Source organism: Hydrocarboniphaga sp. FW305-C-57, assembly GCF_058783045.1.
This window is the reverse complement of sequence record NZ_JBYSYG010000017.1, coordinates 88521-109174: the sequence shown is the minus strand read 5'-3', so window position 1 is coordinate 109174 and position 20654 is coordinate 88521. Positions and strand designations below refer to the sequence as shown.

Here is a 20654-nt window from a genome sequence, read left to right as displayed (position 1 = left end):
GGCGCTGAAGATGAAAACACCCGCCGAGGCATTCGCCTTAGCGGCCTGACCTGCGCAGGTTTCGGTGGGTCATTACATCACCGTATACGGCTGCTTCCCGATGAGCACTTCACGCTTGAGTTCTGAGTCGAGCTTTGTGGTCATGTTGAAGCTGTGGGACTCGGTGGAGCTGGACAATCATGCGCGATCGTATCGACGAATTGCTGCCGTTCCGCGAGCGCTCACCTTTTCCTGACAGGATGCTAGTGGCGCCCTGCTGTCCCGCTCCAGAACCGCTAAATCGAGGAGATTTCATTGAAACTTTACTACTCACCTGGCGCTTGTAGCCTGGCTGACCATATCGCCTTGCACGAAGCCGGCATCGCCTTCGACCACGAGAAGGTGGATCTGAAGGCTAAGCGTACCGAAAGCGGCGATGATTTCGCGGACATCAATCCGAAAGGATATGTTCCGACGCTGATCCTGGACTCCGGCGAAACCTTGACCGAGAATGTGGCAATTCTCGATTGGATCGCTCATAAAAATCACGCGTTAGCACCTTCAGGCCCGATGGGCCATACAAGATTGCTTGAAGCGTTGGCCTTCATATCGACCGAGATCCATAAGAGTTTCAAGCCGTTCTTCGCCGATGGCACTGATCAGGAGAAAGCAAAAGCTGCCGAGATGATTGCCAAGTGTATGGGCTATCTCGCTGATGCGATGAAAGGCGATTTCATATTCGGATCGCAGCTCAGCGCAGCAGACTGTTATCTATTCGTCATGCTATTGTGGGCCCAGAAGAATGCGCTTTCTGTGCCAGATAAGCTCGCTACATTTCGCCACCGCATGGCGAGTCGACCCGCCGTAAGGAAAGCAATGACCCATGAGGGTGTGCTTTAAATCATCACCCTTGACGTCGGTGATGTACTACTTTCTCATCGCTCGCCAAGCAAGAGTAACTGACGCGCTAGCGGGTTTCGGCGCTCATGGCCGTACTGCCGCTATAAGCATCAACGCTTTCCAGGAGTTGAGAAGTTCCGCAGTGTCCGAGGTATGTGGCGAGGCAAATTCACAGAGCCGGCGCGTGAAAGATCCTCGCTGCTTCGAGCCAGTTGGAAGTAGAGTTTCAGCCGTCTGGGACCTCTACGTGAAGAAGTCGAAGTTTTCAGAAGAACAGATTGTCCGCATCCTCAAGGAAGGGGAGGCCGGAGCGAAGGTGGCGGAGACCGGCCGCAAGCACGGGATCTCGGAGCCGACGTACTACGCCTGGAAGTCGACCAAGGAAGCCTTGAGAAAAAAGTGGTGACCGCACCGGCAAAGCGCTTGCTGGTGCGGATGCTTCAGGACAAAGGCTTAAGCGAGCGACGCTTTGCGCGTGGCGCAAATGAGCGCCTCGGCGCTGCGCTATACGCCGCGCCCGGATTCCAATGTGGGACTGCGCCAGCAGATCGTTGAGTTGGCGCAGCGGCGTCGCCGCTATGGCCGACATGATCTACCTGAAGCTGCGACAGGCCGGCCATCGCATGAACCACAAGCGCGTGGAGCGGCTCTATGCGCTGGAGAAGCTGCAGATTCGTCGTCGACGCCGGAAGAAGATCCAGCTCGGTGATCGGCAGCCGTTGATTCGCCCTGGCGCAGCCAACGAAGTCTGGTCGATGGACTTCGTCTTCGACCGCATCGCGTCGGGACGCGCCATTAAATGCCTGGTCATCGTCGACGATGCGACACATTAAGCCGTAGCCGTCATGCCTGAGCACAGTCTCGGTGGCGATCACCTGGTCCGCCTGCTCGATGAAGTCTGCGCCCGACGCGGCAAGCCGACGGCGATCCGAAGCGACTGCGGCAAGGAATTCACCAGTCGGGCCCTGCTGACCTGGGCACACCGCAACGGCATGCTGCTACGACTGATCGATCCCGGCAAGCCGAATCAGAATGCTTACGTCGAATCGTTCAACGGCCGCTTCCGAGACGAGTGCCTCAACGAGCACTGGTTCACCAGCCTGCTCCACGCACGCGCCATCATCAAAAACTGGATGCAGGAATACAACGAAGAAAGACCCAAGAAAGGACTTGGCGGGCTAACGCCCGCCGCCTACGCCAAGACACTGCTAACCAAGGCAGCTACCATCAACCCCGGACTCTAAACGCAACCACTACTCATTGCGGGGGAACGTCGATGACAATCCAATAATGCTGAGCCGTTCCTGAGATGTGGCTTTCAGCCGATACTCACTGGGCGATAGACCGTAACGAAGTTTGAACAGTCGACTAAAAGTCGCATAGTCATTAAAGCCCGAGCCGAAGGCAATTTCGGTAGCCTTCATACGATTGAATTTTGGATTTCCGAGTATCTGTATCGCCTGCTGCAGCCGAATGTCGAGGATCATTTTTCCTGGAGTAATTTGGTATTCGCTGAATAGATGATACAACGAGCGACGAGACATGCAGAGCGCAGCAGCAACGGCATCGACGCTGAGGTCGGGATCTGAGATATGACTCAGAATGAATCGCCTCGCCCTGCCAATTCTACCGTCTGTCGGAACAGCCTCATCTACGTCACCGCAGTTCTTGTGAAAGGTGGTCGAGATCATCCATTGCACTGCACGAACGACGATATCGCCATCAGCTTTTATCGCATCCGAAGAAAAATTCGCTAGGGTGGCTAAGGCTCCAAACGCTGCCTGAGTAATTGCCCCCTCTGCCAGCTTTCTTCCACAGACTCGTGCTTGCATGCTTTCCCAATTCGGAAAATTTTCGTAAGGCAGCATTAGTATGAAGAAGCTCGTTTTCTCCAATAAGCGGATGCGATAAGGCCGGCTAGTGTCGCAGACGGCGACCTGTGCCGCCTCTAGAATGCAGGTTCGGCCATCTTGATCAACTTGGAGTGCCCCAGACAGTCGCCAGATTAACTTTACGAATCCTGTTTCTGAGTGTGCTTGCTGTCGTGTGCGGACGATCTCGCAGGCTCCGACACTAATCGTGGCAAGTGTCACATTGGAGAAGCGGAACGAATCGACGACCGCCGGGAGCACAGCCTGCCCACTATTCTTTTGCTCAAGCCACGGAAAATGCTCTTGAAGGAAATCGTGCCAAGACGAGGTGCTGCTTAAGTGATGAGGTTTAAACGTCCAGGGCGAAGTACTCGAAAACTTGTTTTTTATCGGCAGTTCGATGTTGGTGGCTACTTTCATCGGTAATCCTCCTAAATTCTTACAGCTGTCGATCGGTTCTTGAGCCAATCGTTATTTTTCGCGCAGCACAAGGCACGATTAAGAATCGCGTTTGTCGGACACGTGGTGCTGGCCTGATGGCGCCGACCTGTCTTCATCAACGCGCGGCATTTGTTCTATTGAGAACATCAGACTTCTACCATTTTGAAATCGGACTTCGGGGCGCCGCAGTCACGGCAGGTCCAGGTGTCTGGAATGTCCTCCCAGCGTGTTCCTGCCGGGATGTCCTCTTCAGGTAGGCCGAATGCTTCGTCGTACACCCATTCGCACACCATGCATTGCCATTTCTTGAACACAGTGAATCTTCCTCAGTACCGGTTTGGCGAGGGGGCATTAAGGACGGCACCGTCTCTTTGCCGAGCCGCGCTCTTGGTATCGACAGTCGCCTGGATGTGGGCTCGGCTTACGACATAGGCCCGAATCGCCTCGATCTCGGCCGGCGTGAAGTTTTCCTTGAAACCGACCATGCCTCGGGAGGCGAGAATGCCGTCGCTGACCACGCCGTCCCAGTACGGCTTGTTGGCGAGGGCCACCGAATAGCGCAGGTCGGGCGCGATGCCTCCGCTGAGGGCGCCGCTGCCGTGGCAGGCGACGCAGGTGCGGTCGTAGGCTTTCTGCCCGAGGGCCAGGGTCGCAGCATCGCCGAACAGCGGCGGCGTCTGCAGCGGCCTGGAGACCACCGGCTGCGCCGACGGCAGCTTGGTGCTGGCGCCCAGCGTGAACGTCAGTACGCGGCTGCGGTTGGGCACCGGTCCCTTGGCGCCCCAGGACAGTTCGCCGACGAGCAGCGGATAGGCGCCGCCCCAGCCCGCGACCAGGGTTACGTACTGCTTGCCGTCCTTGGCCCAGGTGACCGGAGGAGCGACGACGCCGGTCTGCACGTCGTAGGACCAGAGCTGCTTGCCGGTGCGCGCGTCGAACGCGTTGAACATGCCGTCGCCGTCGCCCTGGAACACCAGGTTGCCGGAGGTGGAAAGGACGCCGCCGTTCCAGGCGCCGGCGTGTGGCGCGCGCCAGACTTCCTTCTGCGTCTTCGGATCCCACGCCAACAGGTAGCCTTTGATGGTTTCGCGCACCGCGGCCTTCACCGCGGCATCGTCGGGCAGGTTCAGCGCGCCCAGATCGACGCCCAGGTTGATGCCCTTGGGCTTGGGCTTGAAGTTCGCATCTGCCACATACGGGAAACCCAGCTCGTAGGCGGGGATATAGACGTAGCCCGTGCCGGGGTTGTAGGCCATCGGCATCCAGTCATGGGCGCCGAGCGCGCCGGGCATCGCCATCCACGGCTTGCCGGTCTTGGCGTAGTCCGAATCCGGATTGAATTTGGGGCGGCCAGTGGCCTTGTCGATGCCCGTGGCCCAGTTCACCGGAACATAGGGCTCGGCTGAGATCAGCTTGCCGTTGCTGCGGTCGAGCACGTAGAAGAAGCCGTTCTTCGGCGCCTGCATTAGCACCTTGCGCGTCTGCCCGTCGATCGGCAGATCGGCCAGGATCATGTGCTGGGTCGAGGTATAGTCCCACTGGTCGCCTGGCGTCTGCTGGTAATGCCAGACGTACTCGCCGGTCTCAGGGCGCAAGGCGACGATGGAAGCGATGAACAGGTTGTCGCCGCCCTCGGCACTGCGCAGCGTGCGCCGCCAGTACGATCCGTTGCCGACGCCGATGTAGAGCAGATCCAGCTTCGGGTCGTAGGCCATCGAATCCCAGACCGTGCCGCCGCCGCCGCCGTTCTTCCACCACTTGCCGGTCCAGGTGGAATTCGCGGCAGACGCCATGATGGCGTCGGAGGCCGCGCCGTCCTTCACACCTGGATCGCCGGGTACCGTGTAGAAGCGCCAAACCAGCTTGCCATCGTTGACATCGTAGGCTGAGACGTAACCGCGCACGCCGAATTCGGCGCCGCCGTTGCCGATCATTACGCGGCCCTTGATGACGCGTGGCGCGCCGGTGATGGTGTAATTCTTGGACTGGTCGACCGTCACCGTGGACCACAGCAGCTTGCCGGTGGCGGCGTTCAAGCCGATCAGGCGGCCGTCGAGCGTGCCGAAAAACACCTTGCCTTCCCAGTAGGCCACACCGCGATTGACGACGTCGCAGCATGCCTTGGCGCCAGCGTCTCCGGGCACCTGCGGGTCGTAGGCCCAGAGCAGCTTGCCGGACACCGCATCGAAAGCCTGCACCTTGGACCAGGCGCTGGTGGTGTACATCATGCCGTCGACGATCAACGGCGTGGCTTCCTGCCCACGGTTGGTATCGAGGTCGTAGAACCAGGCCAGGCCGAGCTGGCCGACATTGTCGGTGTTGATCTGCGTGAGCGGGCTGTTGCGGGTCTCGTCGTAACCACGGCCGTGGCTGAGCCAGTTGTCCGCGTCGGCATCGGCCCCGGCGATGCGCGCTCCATCCCCTGGCGCGGCCTTGGTCGGCGTGGTTGCCGGTGCCGTTGCCACCGCAGGCTTGGCATCACCGCTCGAAGGACCCTTGCCGCAGCCGCCGATCAACAGGCAAAGCAGCCATAGCGCAAGCAGAAAACGAGTGATCATTGATGTTCTCCTGCCGATGGAATGCGCAGTCGGCTCTGCGTCGCGATTTCGGCACGTAGCACGATAGAAGGCGTGAGAACGGCCCGCGTTTATTTCAACGAAGAATGAGCGGCATGGCAGTGCGGTGCCATCGCGAGATGACGCTACTAATGCCTAAGCCGGTCAGCCCGTCTCTCAGCCTGCGGCGCTCCTGCTGAGCCCTGAGTCGCTGGCCTCAAGCCTCACGAAATCGGCTTTGTCACGCACCGCGCAATCGGCGCAAGCCCAATCCATGGGGACCTGCTCCCAGCGCGTGCCAGGAGGGAATCCTTCGTGCACGTCGCCTTTCTGCTCGTCGTACACATAGCCACAACCCGGGCATTGATAGCGGGCCACGTCGTTCTCCTCGACTTTTATATTTTTGGTAGGCGCTTAATTTTCGTGGACGCCGTAGCGTTCCAGAATTTCCTTGCGTTTCGACGGCTGGATATTCACCTTGGTGATGTCACCGTCGTAAACCTCCAACACGCGATGATCCATGACCGCTCGCCAGAGCGGCGGAAAGTAGGCCAGCGTGAAGCACAGCGGATATCCCGACGGCAGTTCCGGCGCTTTGTCGCTGCGTAGTGCCTGGTAGCGACGGGTCGGCCGCGCGTGATGGTCGGAATGACGCTGCAGGTGGTACAGCATCAGATTGGAAATGATGTGGTCGGCATTCCAGGAATGCTCTGGCCGGCAGCGCTCGAAGCGCCCATCTGGCAGCTTCTTGCGCAGCAGGCCGTAGTGTTCGATGTAGTTGGAGGTCGACAGGAACTGCCAGCCCCAGAACGTCGAAATCAGGATGAACGGAATGACCACTGGACCGAACACGGCGATGGCGCCGCCGTAGAGCACTGCTGTGATCGCGAACGATTGCAGCAATTCGTTGGACGGGCTCCAGGCAGCCTTGCCGGCGCGTTTAAGACGCACCTTCTCGTCGTGCCAGGCACGAGAAAGGGCACCAGGGATCTCACGCAGCACAAAGCTATAGAGCGTCTCGCCAAAGCGCGAGGAGGCTGGGTCGTCGGGCGTCGCCACGTCCTTGTGATGGCCGCGGTTGTGCTCGGCGGAAAAATGGCCGTAGCCCGGCACGGCGAGCACGATCTGCGCGAGCCGCTTCTCGAAGCGGTTGGTCTTGTGGCCGACCTCGTGGCCCACAACGAGCGCGAGCCCGTTGGTCAGCGCCACCGCCAGGCTCACGCCCAGGTAACCCACCCAGCCGTAACCCTGGGTCGATACGGCCCAGGCGCCCGCGATCCAGGTGGCGTAGAACAGCGGGATCGAGGCGTAGACCAGGAACTTGTAGTAGCCGTCCGACTCCAGCGTGGGGACGGCGGCATCCGGGGGGTTGCGCGTATCGCGGCCAACCAGGGCGTCCGCGATGGGCAGGAATACATACCACAGGAAAGGCGTAAACCAGAGGCAGGCTTGCTGCCCGGTGATATGGGCCAAGTAGATGCCCAGAGCCGGCGAGATGGCGACAAATAGGGGCAGCCACCACCAATGGCGTTTGCCATCACGATAAGCGGATGCAGGGGCCACACTCGAAGCGGCAATTGAGGGTTGTTCCATCACAAGTTCTCCGACCGGTTATCTCTCTCCAAGGCGCGTCCGGTTCGAACCGAAGCGCCACGCCTCCTGATTCCCAGATCGCTGCAGCAGCGGCGACGTTGTGACCTGGAGGTCGTGTCACGAGTGTAGGAGCTGCGTCGGCGCGAAAACCCGATCCAAGGATGGGTATGCTGAGAATCAAGAAGACCGATCATCCGGGTCGTCAGAATTCGCAGACGAGCGTTACGTTGCACGAGGAGATTCCAAAAATGGCTGACGCAGAAAGCGGCCCTTTACTCGATGGCCTGATCGCAAGCAAGTTGTTTCCGCCGCTCCCGGATCCCCGCCTGATCGCCAGGCCGGCATTTGTCAGCGCGGCCTTGAAAGACCTGCCGCGTGGCCGGGTGATCACCATCGTGGCCCCGGCCGGGTCGGGCAAGTCCTCGCTGATGACGCAGCTCCACAGCGCCTATAGCGAGCACGGAGTGGCGACCAGCTGGCTCGGTCTGGATGTGGAAGACAACGATCCGGCGACCTTCGCGCTTTACTTCATCAGTGCGCTGCAGTTCATCGAGCCCATGTTCGCCCGAGACGAGCTGACCGCTCTCGGTGCCAACCCGGTGCGGGATTACGATTCACTGTTCGAGCGTCTGAGCCATCGTCTTTCGGCTCTCTCGGTGCCGGCCGCCCTATTTCTGGACGATTTCCAGCACATCACCGAACCCCGGATCTTACGATTCCTAAACCAGCTCACGACACACCTGCAGCGAAATTTGTCGCTTGTCGTCGCCAGCCGCCATCGCTTGCCGCTGCAGCTTGCCAAGCTGCTGGTGACGGGATTCGCGATCGAGGTCGCCCAGGATGACCTCAATTTCGACGGCGCCGAGGCTGAGCTTTTTCTGAAGCGCTATCACCAGATTGAACTATCACCGACCGATCTAGACTCGCTGCTCGAATCGACGGAGGGCTGGCCAACGGGCGTGCAGTTGGCAGCCTTGGCGCTGCGTCGTCACAAGGGGGCAGCTGCCGAACTGATCAAGACCTTCTCGGGACGAGATCGTGACCTGACGCGATATCTGGTCGAAAGCGTGATCCGCGCCCAGGCAGAACCGGTCCGGCAGTTCCTGCTGAAGACCTCGCCCTTGCGCAGGATGTGCGCGGACCTGTGCGATGCGGCCACCGGAGATCAGAATGGCCGCGAGATGCTCGACTATATCGGCCGCGCCAATCTATTTCTGATCGCGCTGGATCGCGATGGCCAGTGGTATCGCTATCACCATCTGTTCGCCGAATTTCTGCAGAACGAGTTTCGGAAAACTGATCCTGCCGGATATCGAAAGGCCTGTGCAGAAGCCGCGAGATGGTGCGAAGCGCACGGTCAGCCAGCCGAGGCGATCCGTTACGCGCTCGAAGCGGAGCATTTCGAGCAGGCTGCCGACCTGATCGCGCATCACGCGATGAGAGCTTCGCTTTTTCAGGGCGATCACTACACCGTTCTGGATTGGATGAAACGGCTACCGGCCCGGTTTCATGACCAGCGCCCGGAGATCCTGCTGAGCCATGCCTGGTCTTGCGCGTTCTCACGTGAGACGGCCAAGGCCATGACGATCTCACAGCAGGCCATCGACAAGTTGTCCGCAGACCAGCCTGGTCATTGGTCAATGTCGAGTCCGGAACGGCTGCGCTGGCAGCTGTGGGCGCATACCGTGCAGGCGGCAACCAAGGCCTGTTCGGACGACATCGAGGATTGCCTGGTGCGAGGGACTGCTCTGTTTCCGCAAGCCCGGGACAACGAGCCGTTTTTGATTGCAACCCTCTCGAACTGCTTGAGCTACAGCTATTTCGCACTGCGCGATTTCGACCGCAGCCGTGAGTTCGCACTCTCGGCCCACGAGCAAGGCCATGCCGCCGATGCTGCCTATCTCTCGGCGTGGGGTGATTTCCTGCATGGCTTGATCGACGTCGAGCTGGGCCAGCTCAACGCGGCAAATGAATTCGGACATCAGGTTCAACGAGACTCGCTCGGCTTGGGACTGGGGCAGAAAAGCTACGTTGCCGGTCTTTGTGCACTGCTTCAATGCGAGATTGCCGTACAGCGCTGCGACTTCGACAGTACGCCAGCTTTGATCGCGGTGGGACGCGCCTTCAAGGAAATCTTCGGACCCGTCGAGCCGCAGCTTGTGGCAGTTCGCAACGAGGCGCGGCTTCAGGCTCATCTGGGTCGTCTCGATCTTGCACTGCTGGTACTTCACGAAGGACAGGACGCGGCTCTTCGTGAGCGCCATCGGCGCCTCTACGTATCGCTGACGATGGAGGAAATATCGCTTCAGCTGACAGCGGGCAATAGTGCCGGCGCGTCTCTCACGATGCAAAGAAGCAAACTCCTGGACGGGTTTGCAACCGGACCGGGTTGGTTACGCGCCAAGCGAGATGCAATCCAGCTTCTGGAAGCCCGATTGAAACTGGCGGAGTCCGATTCGAAATCGGCCCTTCGAATTCTGACGAATCTACAGCAGTCGCGTGGTGCGCAAGTTGTGGGTGGCTTTCCTATTGCGGTCGCCGCCAACCGTGCCGTCGCGCTCTGGGAGCTGGGTCAGCACAGCGAGGCCGCCCGACAGCTGGACCGGGCCCTATCTGCAGCCGCCGGAGAGTTCCATGCATTTCCCATTGTTTCGGTGGGCGGTGCCCTGATCCCGGTACTGGAAAGCATGGCGGCGCGTCGGTCCGATGCAGCCGCGCCGGAGCTGTCTGCGCGGCTCAATCTTCAAAACTGGCTCATCGCCTATCTGAGCGGCAACCGGTCCGCGCCGAGATCACCTGAAGGAGGGACGCCTATTGCGGAGGTCGATATCGAGCTGCTGACGGCGCGGGAAATCGAGTTATTGAAGCTGCTTCATGCCGGACTGGATAACCGCAAGATCGCGAGCACGCTGCTCCTATCGGTGCCTACTGTGAAATGGCATCTGCACAACGTCTACAGCAAGCTGCAGGTTGGAAGCCGCGGTGCCGCAGTGGCGCGTGCAGCGCAGGTCGGATTGATTTGAGTTCATAAGCCGGCGCTCTTCGTTTACTGGAGAATTTCGGACCTCGAAGAGAAGATCAGCTCGTTCAGCGTTGCTGGCTTTGGTGCGCCCGGATGCTAGTGATCCTACCCAGGGCTCTACGCAGTTGGCCCCTGTTTGGAACGATTCGACTTTTACGATTGACCCAATAGTGTTGCTGCTTACGCCCCATTGACCGCCGTGCTTGCCGAGCGACGGACCAGAGAGTCCGGCGACAACTCGCATCGCTTCGACGTGTTACGCGTGCGTTCGCTGATCGTCACAGCCTGAGCAGAACAACCCAGAAATGATCAATTTTCGGTGAGCGGCAACAGCCGTGGCCTTCCCGTGACGATGCGCCGGCGGGGGCGCTTGCGCGGCGCCTGTAGGCCCGCCACCCGCCACAGCCGGTGGCAGCGCTCCAGCCTCATCGCGTGGCCCTGGCGGTGCAGGAAGATGCGGATGCGGCGATAGCCATAGCGCGGATATTCCGCCGAGAGTTGCTTCATCGCCTCAATGGCAGGCGCGTCCTTGCCGGGCATCGTCGGCGCGTACTTCAATGTGGATCGCGGCACCTTCAGCAAGGCGCACGCACGACGCTGCGACAGGCCGCAGTCCACGCTGTGGACCACGGCCCGCCGCCGCTCGGGTGCGCCTAGAATTTTTCCGCAGCAATATCCTTCAGAACATCAACTTCCAGATCACGCTCCGACAGCAGCCGCTTGAGCCGCGCGTTGTCCTGCTCCAACTGCTTCAGTCGCTTGACCTCGCTGGCCTGCAGCGTGTCGAAGCGCTTGCGCCAGGTGTACAGCGTCTGCTCGCTGATCTTGTGCTTCTTGGCAACCTCCGCGACCGGACTGGCGTCCGCTTCGCGCAGAATCTTGACCATCTGCTCTTCAGTGAAACGGCTCTTCTTCATCGCTCCCTCGTCGTTGGGAGCCATCGTCTCAAGTTTCAAACGGTCCGAAAATGGGCGGGCAGGTCAAGGGCACGCTGCTGACTTATCTCGTCGAACCGGCTCAATCAACCGAATCAGGCATCCGACGAAGCAGCATGTGCGTTTCTCCCGTGGAGCCCAGGTTGTGCAGCTCAAATGCCCAGTTCTGCCGGTCGATCTCGACAGGGAATATCGCTGACTGAGAAATTCGCTCGCCGTTGTCGCTCTTGTATTCCTGCAGTACAGAAGGTGGAAGCGACCTTGTGGTCAACGAAAACTCTGCGATGAACGAGATCTGCGCGATACGGATCGGGCCTGCGGCGGGGCCGAAGAACGCTTATAACCGTATCGCCATCGGCTTTGGCCGGACGCTCGCATGACCGGGTCCAAGATAATCACCATCACCTGTGCCGACGGGGTGCTTCTCGGCGGCCATCTATGGCGCAACCGAGCGGACCGGACGCATGGCACCGTCATCGTCAACGCCGCCACTGGCGTCCTCGCAAGCTACTATCATCGTTATGCCCGCTTCCTTGCGAACCAAGGGTTCGATGTACTCACTTACGACTATCGCGGGATCGGTGCTTCACGTCCGGCGACCTTGCGCGGATGCCGCTATCGATGGAGTGACTGGGGAATCCTCGATTTTGACGCGGCGATAGAGTTCGCTCGGCGCCATGCGGGCGGCCGGCCCCTGCTCGTGGCGGGTCATAGTATCGGCGGCTTCCTTCCCGGCTTTGCCGAAAACGCACGCTGGATAACCCGTACGCTGACGGTCGGCGCGCAATATGCGTGGTGGCGGGATTATGCCGCCGGAAGCAAGGCGCGGCTGGTGTGGAAGTGGCATGTGGTCATGCCGTTACTGACGGCTCTGTGTGGCTATTTTCCAGGGCGCCGCCTTGGGTGGATAGAAGACCTCCCGGCCGGAGTCGCCAACGAATGGAGTTTCCGTCGCGAGCGCATGGAGCTGAGCCACCCGGCCGCCGATCGCGATGCGATATTGAAGCGCTTCGCGGCGGTCACTGCGCCGATCCTGGCAATCACGGTAGGCGATGACGAACTCGCGCCACCGGCGGCTGTGCGGCGCGGCCTCTCTTACTATCCCAACGCACCCGCAAATCAGGTGTTGCTGACCCCCGCCCGGCTCGGCGCGGAGAAGATTGGGCATTTCGGCCTCTTTCATGCGCGGCATACAGATGGCTTCTGGCGTGACACGATCGCTTGGCTGCGCGACGGGATCAATCCTTGGTCGGAGCGGGTAGAGGGCGCTGGGCCGGTCTTCACTGAGATCGAACGATGACCGCCGCCGCCTTTGCATCGCTGATTCTGTTTTCCTTCGCGATGTCGATCACGCCGGGGCCGAACAACCTGCTGCTGACGACGTCGGGCCTTACCTACGGTTTTCGGCGCACCTTGCCGGCCATGGCGGGGACGCTGGTCGGGATCGCGGCGCTGTTCCTGATAAGCGGTGCGGGCGTCGGCGCCCTGATCCTCGGCGATTCCCGATTGCAGATCGGTCTACGCATCCTAGGCGCGCTGTATCTGGCCTATCTCGCGTGGCGCCTCTGGCGGTCGGGCGAATTGACGGAAGCGGAGACCAAGCCGCCGCTGCAACTCTGGCATGTGGCCGGATTTCAGTTCGTCAATCCGAAGGCGTGGATGATGACGGTTTCTGCCGTCTCCATCTATGGGGCCTCGGCCCAGGACTATGGCGCTCGGCTGCTGCTGGTGGCCGCGACCTTCATCCTCGTCTCCGCTCCTTGTGTCGCCGTATGGGCGGCGTTCGGGGCCGGAATGAAGTCCGCGCTCAAAGAGCCGCACCGCCTCAAGCTGTTCAACCGCGCGATGGCTGCGCTCACAGTCCTGTCGGCGGTGCTCGTCCTTCTGTGGGCATAGGCAAAAGGCATGATTCAGGTTTTCGTCGACGCAAAGTCTGTGGCTGGTGACCGCGGCCAGGGGCCATCACGTCATCGCCGAGCTGTTTCGCGAGCTTTGCAAAACTCCGTTTTCTTTGCTGCGGCCGAAGGCCGGCGCTTCAACCGAGACGGCGCTGGTGGCTATCCCGCGCCGGACGTCGGAACGGCGGAGTGAACCAGATTGAGGCGGCGAGCTATCTCCGAACGACGCGGGGCGACATAGCGGCGCAGCATCCGAATATCTTGATGCCCCGTCATGTCCGCCAGCATCAACAGGTCGCCGTCCAGCACCGTCGCTAGCCGGGTGGCGCCCACATGGCGCAGATCATGAAACTTGAAGTCTTCAAGTTCGGCGCGGCGGACCGCTCGTTTGAATTGCTGGGAGAGTGCGCTAGCCGTGATCCCGCCGAAGACGTAATGACCTTTGCCGGTTGGCTTGGGGAGGCCCTCCAGAATTTCCTGTACGCGGGGGGAGGCGGGAATTGTTCTGGTCTCCGGCGCCTTGCTTCGCGGTGTCTTCTTGTTCTTGAGGGTGACCGTATTGGATGCCTTGTCCACGTCCTCCCAGCGCAGCGCCAGGATCTCGTTTCGGCGAGCGGCAGTTTCCATCGCGAATTCGACGATCGGCCACAACCAGAAGGAGCGCGATGCCTTGAGGGATGCGTAGGCGCCGTCGCTGGCACCTTGCCCGACCATGCAAGCGTCCCTCAGTCGAGCCGTTTCTTCGGGGCTGAGGGTTCGATTGCGGCCGGGAGGCAAAGCAAGGACATTGCTGCGCCGATGATCCAGCTTCGGCCGACCGCGAGGAAACGTGATCCCGTGTTCGTGCTCAACATGAGCCAACGCGCGATTGAGAAGCCCCAGCTCATGCTTTACTGATTGCGGAGCAACGGTGCGATTCAATTCCACGGTGCCGCCACCCTTGGTGCCAACACCGCGTCTAACGCGATCGGTCAATCTGGAATCACGGTAGCGGGCGAGTTCGATCGTAGTGAGCGCAGACAGTGAAATGCTGCCGAGACGCTTCTTGAGATTGTCGGCCTTCGGCGGTTCAAATGCAGCGGACTTCAGATGCGGCACGACCTCGGCCAAGTAGATATCGAGAGCACGCGCCACGGTCATCTGATGAGCAGCGGTCGGGTCGATCCAACTGCCTGTCTCGATGTCGCCTTCAACTTTGCGAGCCCACTTTTCGGCGGCCGCCTTGGTCAGAAAAGTCTTGGTCTGACGGCGAGCGCCACGCTTGGTGATGGTCGCATCGTATTTGACAGTGCGCTTACCGTCTTTGCCGACCTGCTCGCGCTTGCGTATGGAGGCCATCGCCATCTCCTCGTGCAGATAGAGTGCAGATGGAGCATTTTATGCCGATGGCTGGGTCGGTGAAAGCCGAAAAAACTTGTTCTAATTCATTGGGATATTTGGTCGGGGCGACAGGATTTGAACCTGCGACCTCTTGCTCCCGAAGCAAGCGCTCTACCAAGCTGAGCTACGCCCCGATTCGTCTTTCTCAGCTGGCTCTCGAGAGCGCGAACTGGGTCAGATCCAGCAGTGCTTTTTTGTATGACGAGTCGGGAAGATCGTCTAGCGCTGCCGCCGCCGAAACCGAGTAGGTCTCGGCGAGCGCGCGAGTGTACGGGATTGCTTGGGTGGCTTCAACGATTTTCAGCACTTCGCCGAGAAGTTCGGCTTTGCCGCCCGTTAGCGCCTCGCGGATGAGCGCGGACTGCTCGGCCGCGCCCACGCGCATCGCGTGAATCAGCGGCAGCGTGGGCTTGCCTTCGGCCAGATCGTTGCCGACCGCCTTGCCGCTGACTTCGGGGTCGGCGGTGTAATCGAGCACGTCGTCGATGAGCTGGAACGCGATGCCGAGATCATGGCCGTAGCGGCCGAGCGCTTCGATCTGCTGCGGCGTGGCGTCGGCGCAGATCGCGCCGGCCTGGCTCGCGGCGCGAAACAGCACCGCGGTCTTGAGTTCGATCACGCGCATGTAGCGCGCCTGATCGACATCGGGGTCGCCGGCGTTGAGCAGCTGCAGCACTTCGCCTTCGGCGATCGCGTTGGTGGTGTCGGCCATCAGCCGCATGACCGGCATGCGGCCGGAATCGACCATCATCTGAAAGCTGCGCGAATACAGGAAATCGCCGGCGAGCACGGCCGCGGCGTTGCCCCAGGAAGCATTCGCGGTCTTGCGGCCGCGGCGCAGTTCGGAGTGATCGACCACGTCGTCGTGCAGCAGCGTGGCGGTGTGGATGAATTCCATGACCGCGGCGAGCAGCTGTGGCTCCTCGCTCCTGCAGCCGAGCGCGCGCGCGGACATCAGCAACAGGGCGGGGCGCAGTCGCTTGCCGCCGGCTCCGACGATGTAGGCCCCGATCTCGTTGATGAGGGCGACTTCGGACGCTAAGCGCGCACGAATGATGCGGTCCATGCCGAGCATGTCGTCGGCGATGGGGGCGAGTAGGGTCTTGAGGTCCATAGGGAGGGCTTGCGAAGGACCAAAATGCTAGGGGCTCGCGGCACCCAGGGTCAATTCGGGCGAGGCCGCGGCCGACCTTTCCACGCCCTCATCCCGCCGTTTCGCGCCTTCGAGCCCGGGCCGCCGGAGGCCGGGCGAGGACTAGGGCTTGTGTGCCGCGACCGCCTGCTTGGATTGCGAGTCGAACTGGCCACGGAACCAATCGTCGAGCATGGCCTTTTCGTAGCGCAGCGAATCGTTGTTCGCTCGTGCGGCCGGACGACGCAGATAGTTCATGTCGGCGACGCGTTGCTCGCCGTGGGCGATCTCGTGGCCGTCTTCGAACAAGCGGTACTTCAGGCTCACGCTCGGCCAGGTCACGTCGACCATGTAGCGCACGTCCGGGTTGTAGGTGCGCCAGGGTTCGTAGCGGCCCGCGAGGTCGATGTCGGTGACCTCGATCTCGAGCCTCTGGTTCGCCGGCAGGTAGCGCTCGCCCAGGCCGGCGAGGTAGTCGGAGAGATCCTTTGTCACGCGCTCGTAGGAGTTGAAGCGGTTCTGCAGCGTCGCATCGGTGAACTTCTCCGGCTTGACGAAGCTCACCCCCACGCGGGGCTCCGCTGCGGGCGCGGATGCGCTCTGCGTCTGGGCGTGGGCCGGCAGCGCCAGCAGGGCGCCGGTCAGGGAGATCAAGGGAAGCAGGGCACGCATGGGAAACCTCCGAAGCCACATAGGCCGATCGGCAACGATCGTACCGCCTTTGGACCGCTTCGCCGTGAGGAGGTTTCCGGCTCAGAACATCGGGTCGACGCGCAGCCCATCGTTGCGGGCGAGCGCGCTGCGGGTGCGCACAGAGACATCGCCGAGGCCACGCATGGCCGGGCCGGCCGCTTCGACAAGCACGAACGGGCGGCCCTGGTGGGTGATGAAGGCCTCGTCCGCCTCGGGCCGGCGATCGACGCCGAGCAGGTAGTGTCCCGGAACATGCAGGCCGACGACGCGGCGTTCGCCGAGATCGAGCAGCATCGCCGCGAGCAGGGCGGATTTGGTGTCGCAATCGCCGTAGCCGCGTTCGAGCGCGAGCGCCGGAGGATAGAAGCCCAGCAACGAGCGTCCCTCGAGTTGCGCGGCGGGCTTCTTGTACGGCAGCGCGGTCTGCACGAGCGTCATCGCGGTCTTGATCATCCAGTCGCCGTCCCGGCCTTGCTCGGCCGCGGCGCGGCGCAGCGCATCGGTCAGCGGACGCACGCGCGAGCGATTGCGCAGCACCACGGCGGGCACGTCGACCGACAGCCGCGTGGCTCGCCCGGGGTCGGCCGTGAGCCGCAAGGCATGCTCGCGGTAGTAGCGTGTGGTGTAGCCGTCGTAGGCGGCCTGATCGCAAGCCGTGGCCTGGTGGCAGAGCCGAATCAGCGCATCGAGCTCGCGGTCGTCGACGCCAAACTCGCGCAGCGATCGGCGGCTCTCGGCAGTGGCGAGATCGAAGCCCAGCGCAAGGGTCTGCCCGTCGAAGTTGCGAAAGCGCGTCGACACGCGATAGAGCCCGTCCGCGGTCGGCTGGGCCGAATAGCGGTTTTGCGCGCCGGCCGTAGCGCTCGCGGCGATCGCGCTCTGGTCTTCGTCGAATCCGGCGGCTTGTTCATTCCCGGCGACCGGTTGAGCGAACCAGGCCAAACACAGCAGCGCGCTGCGCAGCACGAGTTTCGATCGTGACGAACCGCGCGACGAGGTCGGAGAGCTCATATGCAGCGCCATGTCCGGAGAGGTCATGGCGCTGCACTTTCAAACCCCGTTCTCGAATCCTGAGTGCCGTTTCACCCGGCGGCATCACGCGCGCATCGCAAGACCGCGACCTGCCGATTCGATCAGGCCGCGCAGGAGCCTGTTGCGATTGAAGTTTGCGCTGCTCGCACGATCGGATGCTGCATTGCGTCAGCACACGCGGCGCGCCGAGGCACCGCGGACGGTCGGCGATTGCGCGCGGATGAGCGGAATCACCGGGTTTCATGCCGTCAATCGAAGCGCGCCGATGCGGCTGCGTATCGCGACCAATCGTGTCAGTTGAGCGGACGATCAGGTGACGCGGCGCGTCGCCCGATCGCCGGCCTCAGAACACCAGATGCGCCACTTCCCAGGCGATCGCGGACAGGAAGGCCGCGGCCGGAATCGTGAACACCCAGGCCCAGACGATGTTGCCCGCCACGCCCCAGCGCACCGCTGAGAGCTTGCGCGAAGCGCCGACGCCGACGATGGCGCCCGTAATCGTGTGCGTGGTCGACACCGGCACGCCGAGGCCGGTAGCCAGGAACAGCGTCGCCGCGCCGCTCGCCGAGGCACAGAAGCCGCCGACCGGGCGCAGCTTGGTGATGCGCATGCCCATGGTCTTGACGATGCGCCAGCCGCCGAACAGCGTGCCGAGGCCCATCGCGGTCTGGCAGCTGATGACGACCCAGAACGGCAGGTCGGCGTCCTTCTGCAGCGCGCCCGAGACCATCAGTAGCAGCCAGATGATGCCCATGGTCTTCTGCGCGTCGTTGCTGCCGTGGCCGAGGCTGTAAAGCGCGGCCGAGACGAACTGCAGGCGGTTGAAGGTGCGCTCGACGCGGCGCGGCGAGGTGCGGAAGAAGATCCAGGCGATCGCGATCATCAGCGCCGCCGCGAGCACGAATCCGAGCAGCGGCGACAGTACGATGGCGGCCGCGGTCTTGATGAAACCGGCCGAGATCAGCGTGCTGGTGCCGCCCTTGGCGATCGCCGAACCCGCGAGCCCGCCGATCAGCGCATGCGAGGAGCTCGACGGGATGCCGAAGTACCAGGTGATGATGTTCCAGCAGATCGCCCCGAACAGCGCGCCGAAGACGACGTAGGTGTCGACGATGTTCGGATCGACCACGCCCTTGCCGATGGTCGCCGCGACGTGCGAGCCGAAAAACGCGAAGGCGATGAAGTTGAAGCCCGCGGCCCAGACGATCGCGGCCTGCGGCGACATCGCGCCGGTGGAGACGATGGTGGCGATCGAATTCGCCGCGTCGTGAAAGCCGTTCATGAAATCGAACAGCAGTGCCGCTGCGATCAGCAGCACGAGAACTTCCATGCTGACGGTCATCAGCCGTTCTCGATCACGATGCCTTCGATGATGTTGGCGACGTCCTGGCAGCGGTCGGTCACCGATTCGAGCAGCTGGTAGATCTCCTTGAGCTTGAACAGCTGCTTGGCGTCGGCCTCCTCGCGGAACAGCTTGGCCATCGCGCTGCGCATGACGTGGTCGGCGTCGCCTTCGAGCCGATCGACCTCGTTGCAGAGCTCGAGGATCTTCTTGGCGTTCTTGAGGTTGCTGAGCAGGTCCACCGCTTCCTTGACCTTCTGCGTGCTGGTCAGGCAAAGGTCGGCGAGCGTGCGCGCTTCATCGGTGACCGCGCGGATGTCGTACAGGAACATGCACTGCGAGACGTCCTCCATGAGATCGAGGATGTCGTCCATCTTGGTGATCAGCTGATGGATCTCGTCGCGGTCGAGCGGGGTGATGAAGGTCTGATGCAGCAGCTGCATCGTCTGCGAGGTGATCTTGTCGGCCCGGTGCTCGATGTTCTCGATGTTGCGCTTGCGCTCGTCGAGTTCGTGAACCGCGCGCATCAGCGCCGTGAGCTGCTCGGCTCCGAGCACGATCTGGTCGGCATGCTGGCTGAAGTAATCGAAGAATTTGCCCTCGCGGGGCATCAGGCGTCCGAACATGGGAGCTCGCGGTGCTTTAAAAGCGGCAAGCTTAAAGCTTGAACGGAAGCTGAGCGAGATTGCGGCTGTAATCGATTTTGTGCTTGGCGCCGGAAGCCGTGGCGGTCACGGCCACCTGGGCATCGTGATCCGGTGACCCTGCGACGCCGGGTTCAGATGATCTCGCCGAGCTTGGTGCCGACCGGATACGCCGAACCCGCGGCTTTGAGAATCTTGAGCTTACCGGTGGCCGGAGCCTCGATTTCCTGCATGGACTTGTCGCTTTCGAGCGAATACAGCAGCTGGCCCTGCGTCACCGAGCCGCCATCGGCGACGAGCCAGTCGGTGAGCGTTCCTTCGGTCATCGAGAAACCCAGCTTGGGAAGGACGATCGGCGTGCTCATGGCGTACTCATGTTCTGGGCTCTCGTGGCTGCGGGCTAGTGTAGTGAGTATTTCCGCCGACCGGGAGCGTGCAGGCGCGGCGGATCAAGCTGCACGATCGGGCCTCGGTGCTCGTGCGGCTTGCGGCTCGCTCGCGTGTCTTTTGCGGCCGTCGGGGTCGCGCGCCGCGCTCGGAACAGCTATTGCAAGCGATCGGCTGCGCATGGATGCGCGTCAACACCGCAAGGAGCAAGGCATGAACGATAAGACCGTATCACCGAGGAAAGTCGCCATTCTCGCCACCGATGGCTTCGAGCAGGACGAGCTGCTGCAGCCCAAGAAACTGCTCGAGCAGGCCGGCCTGAAAGTGGAGGTGCTCGCCCCGGCCAAGACCGCCAAGCCCGGCGAGATCAAGGCCTGGAAATTCACCGATTGGGGTGAGACCGTCCGCGTCGATCGCAAGGTCGACGATGCCAAGGTGGAGGATTACGCCGCGCTCGTATTGCCGGGCGGGCAGATCAATCCGGACAAGCTCAGGCTCGAGACCAAGGCGATCGATTTCATTCGCTCGTTCGGCGAAACCGGCCGGCCGATCGCGGCGATCTGTCATGGCCCGTGGACGCTGATCGATGCTGGCCTCGCCAAAGGCAAGCGGATGACGAGCTGGCCTTCGCTCAGGATCGACCTCACGAACGCGGGCGCGCAGTGGGCCGACGCGGAGGTCATCGTCGACGGTCCGATCGTCACGAGCCGCAAGCCGGACGACATTCCCGCCTTCGTCGACGCGCTGATCAAGCAGCTCGGCGCGGACTCGAAGCAGAAAAAGGCGGCGTAGACGAACGGGGTGGGTGGCTTGCCGGCCGGCCCACCGCTTTCGCAGCGTGCAGAAAAGA

The 20654-nt window shown here is 61.7% G+C and carries 18 protein-coding genes, 1 tRNA gene and 2 pseudogenes; 7 read left to right on the top strand and 14 right to left on the bottom strand.

Annotated features, from left to right (window positions below; genetic code table 11):
- The first annotated feature begins 294 nt into the window (after positions 1-294).
- A complete protein-coding gene (locus AC3WUM_RS23565) occupies positions 295-879 on the top strand; it encodes a glutathione S-transferase family protein (RefSeq protein WP_322266432.1) in 585 nt (194 codons plus the stop codon).
- Between the two features lie 247 nt (positions 880-1126).
- Positions 1127-2123, top strand: a pseudogene (locus AC3WUM_RS23560) (IS3 family transposase).
- Between the two features lie 9 nt (positions 2124-2132).
- Here AC3WUM_RS23560 and AC3WUM_RS23555 read toward each other — a convergent pair.
- The 5 genes from AC3WUM_RS23555 to AC3WUM_RS23535 form a co-directional block, all read right to left on the bottom strand.
- Positions 2133-3170, bottom strand: a complete 1038-nt coding sequence (locus AC3WUM_RS23555) for a helix-turn-helix domain-containing protein (protein WP_322266431.1) — start codon at positions 3168-3170, stop codon at positions 2133-2135.
- Positions 3171-3337: 167 nt separating this feature from the next.
- A complete protein-coding gene (locus AC3WUM_RS23550) occupies positions 3338-3484 on the bottom strand; it encodes a rubredoxin (protein WP_322266525.1) in 147 nt (48 codons plus the stop codon).
- A 33-nt stretch (positions 3485-3517) separates the two neighbouring features.
- Entirely contained in the window at positions 3518-5749 is a 2232-nt protein-coding gene (locus AC3WUM_RS23545) for a PQQ-dependent dehydrogenase, methanol/ethanol family (protein ID WP_322266430.1), read from the bottom strand.
- 174 nt (positions 5750-5923) lie between these two features.
- Positions 5924-6124: a rubredoxin gene (locus tag AC3WUM_RS23540; protein ID WP_322266429.1), complete on the bottom strand. Its 201-nt coding sequence runs from the start codon at positions 6122-6124 to the stop codon at positions 5924-5926.
- A gap of 36 nt (positions 6125-6160) precedes the next feature.
- Positions 6161-7339 carry an alkane 1-monooxygenase gene (locus AC3WUM_RS23535; protein ID WP_322266428.1) on the bottom strand — a complete coding sequence of 393 codons (1179 nt, stop codon included), beginning with the start codon at positions 7337-7339 and terminating at the stop codon, positions 6161-6163.
- A gap of 167 nt (positions 7340-7506) precedes the next feature.
- On the opposite strand from AC3WUM_RS23535, the gene AC3WUM_RS23530 reads away from it, so the two are divergent.
- On the top strand, positions 7507-10362 hold the full coding sequence (locus AC3WUM_RS23530) for a winged helix-turn-helix domain-containing protein (RefSeq protein WP_322266427.1): 2856 nt from the start codon (positions 7507-7509) through the stop codon (positions 10360-10362).
- A gap of 317 nt (positions 10363-10679) precedes the next feature.
- Here AC3WUM_RS23530 and AC3WUM_RS23525 read toward each other — a convergent pair.
- Positions 10680-11278, bottom strand: a pseudogene (locus AC3WUM_RS23525) (transposase); the annotation flags it as partial.
- Between the two features lie 394 nt (positions 11279-11672).
- Between AC3WUM_RS23525 and AC3WUM_RS23520 the strand changes: the two are divergent.
- Positions 11673-12596, top strand: coding sequence for an alpha/beta hydrolase family protein (locus AC3WUM_RS23520; RefSeq protein ID WP_492413521.1), 924 nt, complete (start codon positions 11673-11675; stop codon positions 12594-12596).
- Positions 12593-13192, top strand: coding sequence for a LysE family translocator (locus AC3WUM_RS23515; RefSeq protein WP_492413519.1), 600 nt, complete (start codon positions 12593-12595; stop codon positions 13190-13192). The genes AC3WUM_RS23520 and AC3WUM_RS23515 overlap by 4 nt, the downstream gene beginning before the upstream one ends.
- 161 nt (positions 13193-13353) lie before the next feature.
- On the opposite strand, the gene AC3WUM_RS23510 is transcribed toward AC3WUM_RS23515, so the two are convergent.
- From AC3WUM_RS23510 to AC3WUM_RS23490, 5 genes are all read right to left on the bottom strand, one after another.
- Positions 13354-14532: a tyrosine-type recombinase/integrase gene (locus tag AC3WUM_RS23510; protein WP_492413517.1), complete on the bottom strand. Its 1179-nt coding sequence runs from the start codon at positions 14530-14532 to the stop codon at positions 13354-13356.
- Positions 14533-14631: 99 nt separating this feature from the next.
- Positions 14632-14708: transfer RNA gene (locus tag AC3WUM_RS23505), tRNA-Pro, on the bottom strand.
- A gap of 11 nt (positions 14709-14719) precedes the next feature.
- Complete coding sequence (locus tag AC3WUM_RS23500) at positions 14720-15688, bottom strand: polyprenyl synthetase family protein (RefSeq protein WP_492413516.1); 969 nt, start codon at positions 15686-15688, stop codon at positions 14720-14722.
- A 141-nt stretch (positions 15689-15829) separates the two neighbouring features.
- Positions 15830-16378, bottom strand: a complete 549-nt coding sequence (locus tag AC3WUM_RS23495) for a DUF3016 domain-containing protein (RefSeq protein ID WP_492413515.1) — start codon at positions 16376-16378, stop codon at positions 15830-15832.
- Between the two features lie 81 nt (positions 16379-16459).
- Positions 16460-17410: a hypothetical protein gene (locus AC3WUM_RS23490; RefSeq protein ID WP_492413514.1), complete on the bottom strand. Its 951-nt coding sequence runs from the start codon at positions 17408-17410 to the stop codon at positions 16460-16462.
- Between the two features lie 25 nt (positions 17411-17435).
- Here AC3WUM_RS23490 and AC3WUM_RS23485 point away from each other — a divergent pair, with 25 nt between their 5' ends.
- Positions 17436-17732, top strand: a complete 297-nt coding sequence (locus AC3WUM_RS23485; protein WP_492413513.1) for a hypothetical protein — start codon at positions 17436-17438, stop codon at positions 17730-17732.
- 42 nt (positions 17733-17774) lie between these two features.
- Here AC3WUM_RS23485 and AC3WUM_RS23480 read toward each other — a convergent pair whose 3' ends face one another.
- From AC3WUM_RS23480 to AC3WUM_RS23470, 3 genes are all read right to left on the bottom strand, one after another.
- Positions 17775-18773, bottom strand: coding sequence for an inorganic phosphate transporter (locus AC3WUM_RS23480; protein WP_492413511.1), 999 nt, complete (start codon positions 18771-18773; stop codon positions 17775-17777).
- Positions 18773-19399 carry a DUF47 domain-containing protein gene (locus tag AC3WUM_RS23475; RefSeq protein ID WP_492413510.1) on the bottom strand — a complete coding sequence of 209 codons (627 nt, stop codon included), beginning with the start codon at positions 19397-19399 and terminating at the stop codon, positions 18773-18775. The genes AC3WUM_RS23480 and AC3WUM_RS23475 overlap by 1 nt, the downstream gene beginning before the upstream one ends.
- A gap of 152 nt (positions 19400-19551) precedes the next feature.
- The gene (locus tag AC3WUM_RS23470; RefSeq protein ID WP_492413509.1) at positions 19552-19782 is read right to left on the bottom strand and encodes a biotin/lipoyl-containing protein; all 231 of its coding nucleotides are present in this window, start codon (positions 19780-19782) and stop codon (positions 19552-19554) included.
- A 235-nt stretch (positions 19783-20017) separates the two neighbouring features.
- On the opposite strand from AC3WUM_RS23470, the gene AC3WUM_RS23465 reads away from it, so the two are divergent.
- Positions 20018-20596 (top strand): type 1 glutamine amidotransferase domain-containing protein, encoded by a 579-nt coding sequence (locus AC3WUM_RS23465; RefSeq protein WP_492413508.1) that lies wholly within the window; start codon positions 20018-20020, stop codon positions 20594-20596.
- The last annotated feature ends 58 nt before the right edge of the window (positions 20597-20654 follow it).

Coding starts and splice junctions, on each gene's coding strand:
- AC3WUM_RS23555 (WP_322266431.1), bottom strand. CDS start 3,170: ATGAAAGTAGCCACCAACATCGAACTGCCGATAAAAAACAAGTTTTCG.
- AC3WUM_RS23550 (WP_322266525.1), bottom strand. CDS start 3,484: ATGGTGTGCGAATGGGTGTACGACGAAGCATTCGGCCTACCTGAAGAG.
- AC3WUM_RS23545 (WP_322266430.1), bottom strand. CDS start 5,749: ATGATCACTCGTTTTCTGCTTGCGCTATGGCTGCTTTGCCTGTTGATC.
- AC3WUM_RS23535 (WP_322266428.1), bottom strand. CDS start 7,339: ATGGAACAACCCTCAATTGCCGCTTCGAGTGTGGCCCCTGCATCCGCT.
- AC3WUM_RS23530 (WP_322266427.1), top strand. CDS start 7,507: ATGCTGAGAATCAAGAAGACCGATCATCCGGGTCGTCAGAATTCGCAG.
- AC3WUM_RS23520 (WP_492413521.1), top strand. CDS start 11,673: ATGACCGGGTCCAAGATAATCACCATCACCTGTGCCGACGGGGTGCTT.
- AC3WUM_RS23515 (WP_492413519.1), top strand. CDS start 12,593: ATGACCGCCGCCGCCTTTGCATCGCTGATTCTGTTTTCCTTCGCGATG.
- AC3WUM_RS23510 (WP_492413517.1), bottom strand. CDS start 14,532: ATGGCCTCCATACGCAAGCGCGAGCAGGTCGGCAAAGACGGTAAGCGC.
- AC3WUM_RS23500 (WP_492413516.1), bottom strand. CDS start 15,688: ATGGACCTCAAGACCCTACTCGCCCCCATCGCCGACGACATGCTCGGC.
- AC3WUM_RS23495 (WP_492413515.1), bottom strand. CDS start 16,378: ATGCGTGCCCTGCTTCCCTTGATCTCCCTGACCGGCGCCCTGCTGGCG.
- AC3WUM_RS23490 (WP_492413514.1), bottom strand. CDS start 17,410: ATGAGCTCTCCGACCTCGTCGCGCGGTTCGTCACGATCGAAACTCGTG.
- AC3WUM_RS23485 (WP_492413513.1), top strand. CDS start 17,436: ATGGCGCTGCACTTTCAAACCCCGTTCTCGAATCCTGAGTGCCGTTTC.
- AC3WUM_RS23480 (WP_492413511.1), bottom strand. CDS start 18,773: ATGACCGTCAGCATGGAAGTTCTCGTGCTGCTGATCGCAGCGGCACTG.
- AC3WUM_RS23475 (WP_492413510.1), bottom strand. CDS start 19,399: ATGTTCGGACGCCTGATGCCCCGCGAGGGCAAATTCTTCGATTACTTC.
- AC3WUM_RS23470 (WP_492413509.1), bottom strand. CDS start 19,782: ATGAGCACGCCGATCGTCCTTCCCAAGCTGGGTTTCTCGATGACCGAA.
- AC3WUM_RS23465 (WP_492413508.1), top strand. CDS start 20,018: ATGAACGATAAGACCGTATCACCGAGGAAAGTCGCCATTCTCGCCACC.